Source organism: Pandoraea pnomenusa, assembly GCF_040391475.1.
Lineage (GTDB): Bacteria > Pseudomonadota > Gammaproteobacteria > Burkholderiales > Burkholderiaceae > Pandoraea > Pandoraea pnomenusa_C.
Genome location: NZ_JBEBXS010000003.1, coordinates 1 through 11,333, shown reverse-complemented (window position 1 = coordinate 11,333; position 11,333 = coordinate 1). Strand labels below are relative to the sequence as shown.

Here is an 11,333-nt window from a genome sequence, read left to right as displayed (position 1 = left end):
TGGACGTCACTCTACGCGCGGGACAGGGCACGTGCTAGTCATTTTCGGACATGACAAGGACGGGGGAAAGCCCTGGGCGATACAGGCAGATCCAAGGGGGCGTTCACCGGTGCGACTTCAAGTTGGCGTGCCAGGGAGCGCCCCCTTGGGTCTGTCCCACTGCGGTTGGGGAGGGCGGAGGTGCGGGAGTCGCGGGGGTGCAGGCAACGGTGAAATGCCCCCCGAAAACGACAAAACCCGGCACGAGGCCGGGTTTCGCTTGCTGCAGAATGACGAGGAAACCCCGTCACCCGGCGGCACTGGTCAGTTTGCTTGGACCGCCAATCAGGCAGCGGCGAGCAGTTGACGCAGCACGAACGGCAGAATGCCGCCGTGCTTGTAGTAATCCACTTCGATCGGCGTATCGATACGCAGCAGGACTTGCACCTTCTGCGTTTCGCCGTTCTTGCGATGGATCACCAGCGTGACATCCTGTTGCGGCTTGATGTCGGCCGTCAGACCTTCGATGTCGTACGTTTCCTCGCCCGTGATGCCGAGCGATTGGGCGCTGTCCGAGCCCTTGAACTGCAGGGGCAGCACGCCCATGCCGACCAGATTCGAGCGGTGGATACGCTCGAACGAGCGGGCGATCACGGCCTTCACGCCGAGCAGTTGCGTGCCCTTGGCGGCCCAGTCGCGCGACGAACCCGTGCCGTACTCTTCGCCACCGAAGACCATCGTCGGCGTCTTCTCGGCGACGTACTTCATCGCGGCATCGTAAATCGAGAGCTGTTCGCCGCTCGGCTGGTGGATCGTCAGACCGCCTTCCACGCGCGAACCGTCGTCCTTCGGCGGGATCATCAGGTTCTTGATGCGCACGTTCGCGAACGTGCCGCGCATCATCACCTCGTGGTTGCCGCGACGCGAGCCGTAGCTGTTGAAATCGGCCTTCAGCACGCCGTTTTCGAGCAGCCACTTGCCGGCCGGCGACGTTTCCTTGATCGAACCGGCCGGGCTGATGTGATCGGTCGTGACCGAGTCACCGAACACGCCCAGGGCACGTGCACCATGGATCGGCTCGATGTCGGCGTTCGGCTCCATCGTGAAGCCGTCGAAGAACGGCGGCTCGGCGATGTACGTCGAACCCGGCCAATCGTAGACCTGGCCCTTCGAGCCCTTGATCTTGGCCCACAGCGGGCTCGGATCCTTCACCGAGTCGTAGTTCGTCTTGAACACCTTCGCGTTCATGGCGAACTTCATCAGCTTGTGCACTTCGTCGCTCGTCGGCCAGATGTCGCCGAGGAAGATCTCGCGGCCGCCCTTGCCCTTGCCGACCGGCTCGGTCATCAGGTCGCGCGTGACGTTGCCGGCGATCGCGTAGGCCACGACCAGCGGGGGCGAGGCGAGGAAGTTGGCGCGAATGTTCGGGTGAATGCGCGCTTCGAAGTTACGGTTGCCCGAAAGCACGGCGGCCGCGACCATATCGTTCTTCACGATCGTGTCGTTGAGCTCGGCCGTCAGATCCCCGGCGTTACCGATACAGGTCGTGCAGCCGTACGCCGTCACGCCGAAGCCCAGCTTCTCGAGGTACGGCAGCAGGCCCGTGGCTTCGAGGTACTCGGTCACCACGCGGCTTCCCGGGGCGAGCGACGTCTTGATGTGCGGCGCCACCTTCAGACCGGCTTCCACGGCCTTCTTGGCCAGCAGGCCGGCGGCGAGCAGCACGCTCGGGTTCGACGTGTTCGTGCACGACGTGATGGCCGCGATCAGCACGTCGCCGTTGTGCACGTCGATGCCGCTGTCGGTCTTGTAGGTCGTGTCGAGCTGTTCCTGCGTCTTGTTGAAACCGTTCTCGGCGACCGGCTTCGTGAAGAGGTCGTTGAACGTCGACTTCACGTTGCCGATTTCGATGCGGTCCTGCGGACGCTTCGGACCGGCCAGCGACGGGGCGACCGTGCCGAGGTCCAGCTTGAGCGTCTTCGTGTAGTCGATGTCGTTCGTCTTCGGAACGCCGAACATCTTCTGGGCCTTGAAATACGACTCGAATGCGTCGATTTCGGCCTTCGTGCGGCCCGTGCCCTTGAAGTAGTCGATCGTCTTCTCGTCGACCGGGAAGAAGCCCATCGTGGCGCCGTATTCCGGGGCCATGTTCGCGATCGTCGCACGGTCCGGCAGCGCCAGGCTCGTCGTGCCTTCGCCGAAGAACTCGACGAACTTGCCGACGACCTTCTCCTTGCGCAGCATTTCCGTGATCGTCAGCACCAGGTCGGTGGCGGTCACGCCTTCGCGCAGACGGCCCGTCAGTTCCACACCGACGACGTCCGGCGTCAGGAAGTACACCGGCTGACCCAGCATGCCGGCTTCGGCTTCGATGCCGCCCACGCCCCAGCCCACCACGCCGATACCGTTGATCATGGTGGTGTGACTATCCGTACCCACCAGGGTGTCCGGGTAGTACACGTTGTCCTTCTTGTGCACGCCGCGTGCCAGATATTCGAGGTTCACCTGGTGCACGATGCCGTAGCCCGGTTGCACGACGCCGAACGTGTCGAACGCCTGCATCCCCCACTTCATGAACTGATAGCGCTCGTTGTTGCGCTGGAATTCCAGCTTCATGTTCAGGTCGAGCGCCTTCTTCTCGCGGAAGTGATCGATCTGGACCGAGTGGTCGACCACCAGATCCACCGGCACGAGCGGCTCGATGCGCTTCGGGTTCTTGCCCTGACGCTCGGCGACGTTGCGCATGGCGGCCAGGTCGGCGAGCAGCGGCACGCCGGTGAAATCCTGCAGCACGACACGCGCCACGACGAACGGAATTTCGTCGACGCGCTCGGCATTCGGTTTCCAGTTGGCCAGTTGCTTGACGTGCTCTTCGGTCACCTTCTGGCCGTCGCAGTTGCGCAGCACGGACTCGAGCACGATGCGGATCGACACGGGCAGGCGTTCGACTTTCACACCCAGGGCTTTACCCAGGTCGGGCAGCGAGTAGAACTTGCCTTTCTTGCTGCCGCCGAGTTTGAACTCTTTCAGCGTTTTGTGGAGGTTGTGGGCCATGATCTTTCCTTGAGTGATACAGAAAAACGAAGCGGTGGTAATTCGATTAATGGGGGCCGGCTTCGCGCGGGCACTGGCGTGTGTGCCCGCCGCGGACCCGGTGCGCCGGACAATCGGCGTGCCGGGAATTGCAGTTGTTGCGGGTGTTGCAGATGCAGCGGCAGGAAAGCGGCTGGTGCGTCATGCGTTCGATGTCGGTGTCGACCCGGCTACGCTCAGTTGGTCACCTTGATCAACTCGTTCGATTGCGTCGGGGCGGCCTTGTTCTGTTCCGACATGGCTTGCGTCATGCATTCGTCCGCCAGACGGGCGCCGCCATCGCGGTGCGTGAACAGCATGGCCTTGGCCGGAATCACGACCAGATCCAGGCCGCTCGCGGCGTCATAGAAGCGATCGGCGCCGGTCGTCGTCTGCTGGCGCGGCAGCTTGTAATTGCGGCCTGCCCAGAACAGCGTCAGGATCTGATCGCGCTTCATGTCGCCCTTCAGGTACAGCTTTTCGTTTTCCTTGCAGCTCCACAGTTCCGAACCTTCGTCCGGCTGTGCGGGGGGCGCGGCGACGGCGGCGGCCTTCTTGGCCGGAGCCTTCTTCTTCGGCGCAGCCTTCTTCGTCGTCTTGGTCGTCGTGTCAGCGGCAAACGCGGCCGGCACGAGCGCCGTGGAACACAGGGCTACCAGCGCAGTCAGGCAAAGCTTCTTCATGATGAGTCTCCAAAGGTGAGGACTGACAAAAGCGCAGATTATCGTACGAAGTCCGCGTCGTTCGACGTCATCACACAAATTTTTTCAATTCCTTTCAGCCACGCGAAACGGGCGGCGGCGGTGGATACCGGCGTCGCGAAGTCGTGTGTTGCGGTGCGGAACCCGGAAGGACTCCGGGAGGCGGTGGGCTCAAGCGCGATCCGCCGGGTGGCGGTACAGGGGCGGAGCGTGAGGTGCGCGCAAAGCGGCTGGCGGGATGCTTGGCGAAACGAACGCTGAAGGGCGCGCCGCAAGGGGGGGCGCACATACGCCGCAGTCATTGCACCGGCGCCGGTGTTCCGGCGTGGTGCGCAGATGTCGGCAATCAGGCGTTGCATTCGCTTGGCCAAGAAATCACTCGATGATGCATTGGGCAGTGATACGAGCATAGCGCGATGACGGGCGCGATGGCGTGACACTGGGGTTTCGAGGGACATCGGGTACTGCGTTGCGACTCCCTGAAATCGAGGGAGTTGCGCCGGCTCTGGGGGTAGCCGCCGGCGCATTTTTCGGCCTCGTGCGACGCTTTTGGCGCCGCGTGAGGCCGAGTCTTCCGGGGGATTAGCCCAGCAGATGTGCCACGCCGGCGCGCTCTTCTTCGAGCTCTTTCAGCGTGAAGTCCATCTTTTCGCGCGAGTAGGCGTCGATCTCGAGGCCTTCCACACGCTTGTACTTGCCGTTTTCGCAGATCACCGGCACGCCGTAGATCACGTCTTGCGGAATGCCGTACGAGCCGTCCGACGGGATACCCATCGTGACCCACTTGCCGTTCGAGCCGAGCACCCAGTCATGGATGTGGTCGATGGCGGCGTTGGCAGCCGAAGCGGCCGACGACAGGCCACGGGCTTCGATGATCGCGGCGCCGCGCTTGCCAACCGTCGGCAGGAACACGTCGTTGTTCCACACGTCGTCGTTGATCATTTCCTTCACGCTCTTGCCATCGATCGTGGCGAAGCGGTAGTCGGCGTACATCGTCGGCGAGTGGTTACCCCACACGGCCAGCTTTTCGATGCTGGCGACCGGCTTGCCGGTCTTGGCGGCCAGTTGCGACAGGGCACGGTTGTGGTCCAGGCGCAGCATCGCGGTGAAGTTTTCCTTCGGCAGGTTCGGGGCCGACTTCATGGCGATGTAGGCGTTGGTGTTGGCCGGGTTGCCGACCACGAGCACCTTGACGTTGCGGCTGGCGACTTCGTCCAGGGCCTTGCCCTGCACCGTGAAGATTGCGCCGTTGGCTTCGAGCAGGTCCTTACGCTCCATGCCCTTCGAACGCGGACGGGCGCCAACCAGCAGGGCGACGTCGGCATCCTTGAAGGCGACCTTCGGGTCGTCGGTCACGACCACGCCGGCGAGCAGCGGGAACGCGCAGTCTTCGAGCTCCATCACGACGCCCTTGACGGCGGCTTGAGCTTGCGGGAGGTCGAGCAGTTGCAGGATGACGGGCTGATCCTTGCCGAGCATGTCGCCATTGGCGATGCGGAACAGCAGGGAGTAGCCGATTTGGCCAGCGGCGCCGGTGACGGCGACACGCATTGCGGGTTTTGCCATGAGAATCTCTCCAGACGTGTACAAATTCCTGCGAAGCTCAGAAGAGGCTCGCCGTCCGGGTGGCAATTTTTGCCAGGCTGACAGCGCCGCGTCATATGAAGCTTCTAAAATTCCTTGACCTACGGAAGCTTGCGGGCTGCGGGGCGTGCTGCCGTCGACTTGTGCGAAGCACCGGACTCTCTTATAAGATAGCGGTGCTGCGGCTGCAGGCCCCTGTTAGCCCGCGTCAGTGTAGGAGTCGTCACAACGAATGTCAACTGTATCTTATGTCTTATATAAGACATAGGATTATTGCTGTTATTCGATGGACGAGGGCCTTGATTTGTGGTCAAATCCCCGCCATGAATGCGAACGTTCGCGACACATCCAACACCACGCCGCCTGTCGACGCCCAGCAGCGACCGGACAGCGCGCGCGACGCCGCACCGGCCCCCGCAGCCCCTCAGGGCACGGCTGGTGCCGGAGCGTCGCCAACGTTCAGCCCGCTGTACCAGCAGATCAAGGGGCTCATCACACAGAGCCTGCAAGCCGGCGAATGGAAGCCCGGCGAAATCATTCCCAGTGAAGTCGATCTGGCCGCCCGTTACAAGGTGAGCCAGGGCACGGTGCGTAAAGCCATCGATGAGCTGGCCGCCGAGAACCTGCTCGTGCGCCGTCAGGGGCGCGGCACGTTCGTGGCCACCCACCACGAGGACCGGGTGCAGTTCCGGTTCCTGCGTCTTGCGCCCGATTCGGGCGAACCCCATCACCCGCCCAGCCGCCTGATCGAGTGCCGCCGCATGCGCGCACCGGCGGAAATCGCACGTCAGCTGGAGCTGCGCGCGGGCGATGGCGTGATTCTGATTCGTCGGATGATGGATTTCTCGGACCGTCCCACGGTGCTCGACGAAATCTGGTTGCCGGGCGCGCTGTTTCGCGGCCTGACGGCGGAAAAGCTCAATGAATACAAGGGGCCGATGTACGGCCTGTTCGAAGACGAATTCGGTACGCGCATGATCCGCGCCGTGGAAAAAGTCCGCGCCGTGGCCGCAGACGACATGACCGCGGATCTGCTGAAGGTGCCGAAGGGATTTCCCCTGTTGAGTGTGGAGCGCGTTTCCTACACTTACGGGGATAAACCGGTGGAAGTTCGCCGGGGCTGGTATGTCACCACGGAACACCATTACCAGAACGAACTGAGTTGAATAGTTGAGAGGTAGGGCGGCAATCCAGGGGCGAGCCGGCGTCGTGGCCGGTGCGTGCCTGAAAGTCGAGGCATGAGGGGCGGCGTGTCGTGCGCCGTTGGCAGGAATTTCCGGAAGCTTTGGAACCGGTATGGTGCAACGCACTAGAATCGGCGCTAAAATCCGGGGCTGATGTAACTACATGGGGTCTAGCATGGCTGAAGTGGTAAAAAAAGAGCGGCCAGTCTACAGGAATATCGGTATCGGACAGATTGTCTCGTACCGTCTCCCGCCGGCTGGTATCGTTTCCATTCTGCACCGTATTAGCGGTGTGATCTTGTTCCTTCTGTTGCCGTTCGCACTTTTCTTGTTCGAACAGAGCCTGACGTCGGAACTCAGCTTCGACGTTCTGCGAAGCATCGCCTCCAACTGGTTTGTCAAGCTCGTCATCCTTGCACTGTCGTGGGGCTTCCTGCACCACTTCTGCGCTGGCCTGCGCCACCTGCGCATGGACTTCAATCACGACGCCGTGAGCAAGGAAGGCGGTAAGAATTCGGCAGTGGTCGTCCTGGCCGTGTCGCTGGTGCTGACGCTGGCCGTCGCCCTCAAGCTGTTCGGAGCGTTCTAAGATGGCACAGAACAATATCGGTTCGAAGCGTCTCGTCGTCGGTGCCCATTACGGCCTGCGCGACTGGATCGCTCAGCGCATGACCGCGGTCATCATGGCCGTGTACACCGTGATCCTGCTGGTGTGGTTCTTCACCGCCAAGGATTTCTCCTACGAGGGCTGGGCTGGCATCTTCGCGCATCAATGGATGAAGTTGGCCACGTTCGTTACGCTGCTCGCGCTGTTCTATCACGCGTGGGTGGGGATTCGCGACATCTGGATGGACTACGTCAAGCCCGTCGGTGTGCGACTGGCGCTGTACGCGCTGACGATCGTCTGGCTGCTGGCTTGTGCCGGCTATGCCGCACAGATTCTGTGGAGAGTGTAAAGAATGGCTGCAATTAAAAATTCGCTGCCGCGCCGCCGCTTTGACGTAGTCATCGTGGGCGCAGGTGGTTCGGGCATGCGCGCTTCGCTGCAACTGGCCAAGGCCGGTTTGTCGGTGGCCGTGCTGTCCAAGGTGTTCCCCACCCGTTCGCATACCGTTGCTGCCCAGGGCGGCATCGGCGCTTCGCTCGGCAACATGAGCGAAGACAACTGGCATTACCACTTCTACGACACCATCAAGGGCTCCGACTGGCTCGGCGACCAGGATGCGATCGAGTTCATGTGCCGTCAGGCACCGAACGCCGTCTACGAGCTGGAACACTTCGGCATGCCGTTCGACCGTAACCCGGACGGCACGATTTACCAGCGTCCGTTCGGCGGTCACACGGCCAATTACGGCGAGAAGCCGGTTCAGCGCGCCTGCGCGGCTGCCGACCGTACCGGTCACGCGCTGCTGCACACGCTGTACCAGCAAAACGTGGCAGCCAAGACCCACTTCTTCGTGGAGTGGATGGCGCTCGACCTGATCCGCAACGAAGAGGGCGATGTCCTCGGCGTGTCGGCGCTGGAACTCGAAACCGGCGAAGTCTACCTGCTCGAAGGCAAGTGCACGTTGTTCGCGACCGGCGGTGCCGGCCGTGTGTACGCCGCTTCGACCAACGCGTTCATCAACACCGGTGACGGTCTGGGCATGGCTGCACGTGCAGGCATTCCGCTCGAAGACATGGAATTCTGGCAATTCCACCCGACCGGCGTGGCCGGCGCGGGCGTGCTGATCACCGAAGGTGTGCGCGGCGAGGGCGGTATTCTGCGCAACTCGAACGGCGAACGCTTCATGGAGCGTTATGCCCCGACGCTGAAGGATCTGGCGCCGCGTGACTTCGTGTCGCGTTCGATGGACCAGGAAATCAAGGAAGGCCGTGGTTGCGGCCCGAACGGCGACTACGTGCTGCTCGACCTCTCGCACATCGGTGCCGAGACGATCATGAAGCGCCTGCCGTCGATTCGTGAAATCGCGCTGAAGTTCGCCAACGTCGACGCGATCAAGGAACCGATCCCGGTCGTGCCGACCATCCACTACCAGATGGGTGGCATTCCGACGAACTACAACGGTCAAGTCGTCTTGCAGAAGGACGGCTCGTCGGTGCCTGTCAACGGCTTCTACGCCGTGGGCGAGTGCTCGTGCGTGTCGGTCCACGGTGCCAACCGCCTGGGTACGAACTCGCTGCTCGACCTCGTGGTGTTCGGCCGTGCCGCCGGTAACCACATCGTCGACTTCGTCAAGAACCACGGTGACCACAAGCCGCTGCCCGCCGATGCCGGCGAGAACGCACTGGCGCGTCTGGGTCGTCTGGAAGCCTCGAGCTCGGGTGAATACGCCCAGGACATCGCCAACGACATTCGCGCGACGATGCAGAAGCACGCTGGCGTGTTCCGTACGTCGGACCTGCTCAAGGAAGGCGTGGACGAGATCAAGCAAGTGGCCGAGCGCGTGTCGCACGTCCACCTGAAGGACAAGTCGAAGGTGTTCAACACGGCGCGTATGGAAGCGCTGGAAGTCGACAACCTGATCGAAGTGGCCAAGGCCACGATGATTGCAGCCGAAGCCCGCAAGGAAAGCCGCGGCGCCCACGCACACAGCGATTATCCGGAGCGCGACGACGCCAACTGGATGCGCCATTCGCTGTTCTTCAGCGAAGGCAACCGTCTGGATTACAAGCCGGTGCAGTTGAAGCCGCTGACCGTCGACTCGGTTCCGCCCAAGGCGCGGACGTTCTAAGGGATTCGCAAGATCATGAAACGCATTTTTGAAGTCTACCGCTACGATCCGGACAAGGACGCCGCACCGTACATGCAGACCTACGAGGTCGAACTCGACGGTCATGAGCGCATGCTGCTCGACGCCCTGGTCAAGCTCAAGAAGCTCGACGAAGGCATCGCATTCCGTCGCTCGTGCCGTGAAGGCGTGTGCGGCTCGGACGCGATGAACATCAACGGCAAGAACGGTCTGGCCTGCCTGACCAACATGAACGATCTGCCGAACAAGATCGTGCTCAAGCCGTTGCCGGGTCTGCCTGTCATTCGCGATCTGATCGTCGACATGACGCACTTCTTCAACCAGTACCACTCGATCAAGCCGTACCTGATCAACCCCGAGCCGGCACCGGAGAAGGAGCGTCTGCAGTCGCCCGAACAGCGTGATGAGCTCGATGGCCTGTACGAGTGTATTCTGTGCGCATCGTGCTCGACGTCGTGCCCGAGCTTCTGGTGGAACCCGGACAAGTTCGTTGGCCCGGCCGGTCTGCTCCAGGCTTACCGCTTCATCGCGGACAGCCGTGACACGGCGACCAGCGAGCGTCTGGATAACCTGGAAGATCCGTATCGCCTGTTCCGCTGCCACACGATCATGAACTGTGTGGACGTGTGCCCGAAGGGTCTGAACCCGACGAAGGCCATCGGTAAGATCAAGGAGCTGATGGTGCGTCGCGCCGTCTGACCCAAAGATCATGCCGGATACCAATCACCAGTCCGATCCGGTCAAACGTGCCCGCCTGCGCTGGCGGGCACGCCGCGGTTTGCTGGAAAACGACCTCATTCTCGAACGGTTCTTCGCAAAGTACGAAGCGTCGATGACCGACGAGGATGTAGGCGCCCTCACAAAACTGCTCGATTTGAGCGACAACGATTTGATGGATCTGCTGCTAGCGCGTAAAGAGCCCGAGGCGGATCTGGACGGGCCGGACGTGCAGCGCCTGCTGGCGCTTCTGCGCGCCGTGTAGGGGTTTAAAGTATTTTTTTGAGGAAGCGATATGACTCCGTCTGATGTTAAAGCCACCCTATCTTTCTCCGACGATTCGCCCAGCGTAGAGCTGCCGATCTATAAGGGAACGATGGGCCCGGATGTGATCGACATCCGCAAGCTGTACGGCCAGACCGGCAAGTTCACGTATGACCCCGGCTTCATGTCGACGGCGTCGTGCAATTCGGCCATCACCTACATCGATGGCGACAAGGGCGAGCTGCTGTATCGCGGCTACCCGATCGAGCAGTTGGCTACTAACTGCGACTTCCTCGAGACCTCGTATCTGCTGCTCAAGGGCGAACTGCCGAACGCCGAGCAGAAGGAAAAGTTCGTCAATACCGTGACCAATCACACGATGGTTCACGAGCAAATGAACTTCTTCTTCCGCGGTTTCCGTCGTGACGCACACCCGATGGCCGTGCTGACCGGTTCGGTCGGTGCACTGTCGGCGTTCTATCACGACTCGCTCGACATCAATAACCCGACGCACCGCGAAGTCTCGGCAATCCGCCTGATCGCCAAGCTGCCGACGCTGGTCGCCATGGCGTACAAGTACAGCATCGGCCAGCCGTTCGTGTACCCGCGCAACGACCTGTCGTACAGCGCGAACTTCATGCGCATGATGTTCGCCAACCCGTGCGAAGAGTACAAGGTCAACGACGTGCTGGTGCGCGCGCTCGACCGTATTCTGATCCTGCACGCCGATCACGAGCAGAACGCTTCGACGTCGACGGTCCGTCTGGCCGGTTCGTCGGGTGCGAACCCGTTCGCGTGTATCGCTGCCGGTATCGCCTGTCTGTGGGGCCCGGCGCACGGCGGTGCGAACGAAGCCGCGCTGAACATGCTCGAGCAGATCGGTTCGCCGGACAACATTCCCGAATTCATCAAGCAAGTGAAGGACAAGAATTCGGGCGTGAAGCTCATGGGCTTCGGTCACCGCGTGTACAAGAACTACGACCCGCGTGCCAAGCTGATGCGCGAGACGTGCTACGAAGTGCTCAACGAACTGGGCCTGCACGACGACCCGCTGTTCAAGCTGGCCATGCAGCTCGAGA

General features: G+C 61.7%; 10 protein-coding genes. 7 read left to right on the top strand and 3 right to left on the bottom strand.

Features of this window, described 5'->3' with window-relative positions; genetic code table 11:
* Positions 1 to 324: 324 nt before the first annotated feature.
* The 3 genes from acnA to ABWO90_RS04155 form a co-directional block, all read right to left on the bottom strand.
* Positions 325 to 3,033 (bottom strand): aconitate hydratase AcnA, encoded by a 2,709-nt coding sequence (gene acnA / locus ABWO90_RS04165; protein WP_353189946.1) that lies wholly within the window; start codon positions 3,031 to 3,033, stop codon positions 325 to 327.
* 215 nt (positions 3,034 to 3,248) lie between these two features.
* Complete coding sequence (locus tag ABWO90_RS04160; protein ID WP_353189945.1) at positions 3,249 to 3,734, bottom strand: hypothetical protein; 486 nt, start codon at positions 3,732 to 3,734, stop codon at positions 3,249 to 3,251.
* A gap of 600 nt (positions 3,735 to 4,334) precedes the next feature.
* Positions 4,335 to 5,318, bottom strand: coding sequence for a malate dehydrogenase (locus ABWO90_RS04155; protein WP_353189944.1), 984 nt, complete (start codon positions 5,316 to 5,318; stop codon positions 4,335 to 4,337).
* A 341-nt stretch (positions 5,319 to 5,659) separates the two neighbouring features.
* Between ABWO90_RS04155 and ABWO90_RS04150 the strand changes: the two genes are divergently transcribed.
* The 7 genes from ABWO90_RS04150 to gltA form a co-directional block, all read left to right on the top strand.
* Positions 5,660 to 6,502 (top strand): GntR family transcriptional regulator, encoded by an 843-nt coding sequence (locus ABWO90_RS04150; RefSeq protein ID WP_353189943.1) that lies wholly within the window; start codon positions 5,660 to 5,662, stop codon positions 6,500 to 6,502.
* Between the two features lie 193 nt (positions 6,503 to 6,695).
* The gene (gene sdhC / locus ABWO90_RS04145) at positions 6,696 to 7,109 is read left to right on the top strand and encodes a succinate dehydrogenase, cytochrome b556 subunit (protein ID WP_353189942.1); all 414 of its coding nucleotides are present in this window, start codon (positions 6,696 to 6,698) and stop codon (positions 7,107 to 7,109) included.
* A 1-nt stretch (position 7,110) separates the two neighbouring features.
* A complete protein-coding gene (gene sdhD, locus ABWO90_RS04140; RefSeq protein WP_039368519.1) occupies positions 7,111 to 7,476 on the top strand; it encodes a succinate dehydrogenase, hydrophobic membrane anchor protein in 366 nt (121 codons plus the stop codon).
* Between the two features lie 3 nt (positions 7,477 to 7,479).
* Entirely contained in the window at positions 7,480 to 9,255 is a 1,776-nt protein-coding gene (gene sdhA / locus ABWO90_RS04135) for a succinate dehydrogenase flavoprotein subunit (protein WP_353189941.1), read from the top strand.
* 12 nt (positions 9,256 to 9,267) lie between these two features.
* Positions 9,268 to 9,972: a succinate dehydrogenase iron-sulfur subunit gene (locus ABWO90_RS04130; RefSeq protein WP_023873897.1), complete on the top strand. Its 705-nt coding sequence runs from the start codon at positions 9,268 to 9,270 to the stop codon at positions 9,970 to 9,972.
* A 10-nt stretch (positions 9,973 to 9,982) separates the two neighbouring features.
* Positions 9,983 to 10,255, top strand: a complete 273-nt coding sequence (locus ABWO90_RS04125; RefSeq protein WP_039368507.1) for an FAD assembly factor SdhE — start codon at positions 9,983 to 9,985, stop codon at positions 10,253 to 10,255.
* A 30-nt stretch (positions 10,256 to 10,285) separates the two neighbouring features.
* Positions 10,286 to 11,333 (top strand): citrate synthase (gene gltA / locus ABWO90_RS04120; protein WP_353189940.1); only part of this gene is annotated, 1,048 nt, incomplete at its 3' end.

What these genes read in the sequence shown, in the direction of transcription:
- acnA (WP_353189946.1), bottom strand. Translation starts at nt 3,033, where the DNA reads ATGGCCCACAACCTCCACAAAACGCTGAAAGAGTTCAAACTCGGCGGC.
- ABWO90_RS04160 (WP_353189945.1), bottom strand. Translation starts at nt 3,734, where the DNA reads ATGAAGAAGCTTTGCCTGACTGCGCTGGTAGCCCTGTGTTCCACGGCG.
- ABWO90_RS04155 (WP_353189944.1), bottom strand. Translation starts at nt 5,318, where the DNA reads ATGGCAAAACCCGCAATGCGTGTCGCCGTCACCGGCGCCGCTGGCCAA.
- ABWO90_RS04150 (WP_353189943.1), top strand. Translation starts at nt 5,660, where the DNA reads ATGAATGCGAACGTTCGCGACACATCCAACACCACGCCGCCTGTCGAC.
- sdhC (WP_353189942.1), top strand. Translation starts at nt 6,696, where the DNA reads ATGGCTGAAGTGGTAAAAAAAGAGCGGCCAGTCTACAGGAATATCGGT.
- sdhD (WP_039368519.1), top strand. Translation starts at nt 7,111, where the DNA reads ATGGCACAGAACAATATCGGTTCGAAGCGTCTCGTCGTCGGTGCCCAT.
- sdhA (WP_353189941.1), top strand. Translation starts at nt 7,480, where the DNA reads ATGGCTGCAATTAAAAATTCGCTGCCGCGCCGCCGCTTTGACGTAGTC.
- ABWO90_RS04125 (WP_039368507.1), top strand. Translation starts at nt 9,983, where the DNA reads ATGCCGGATACCAATCACCAGTCCGATCCGGTCAAACGTGCCCGCCTG.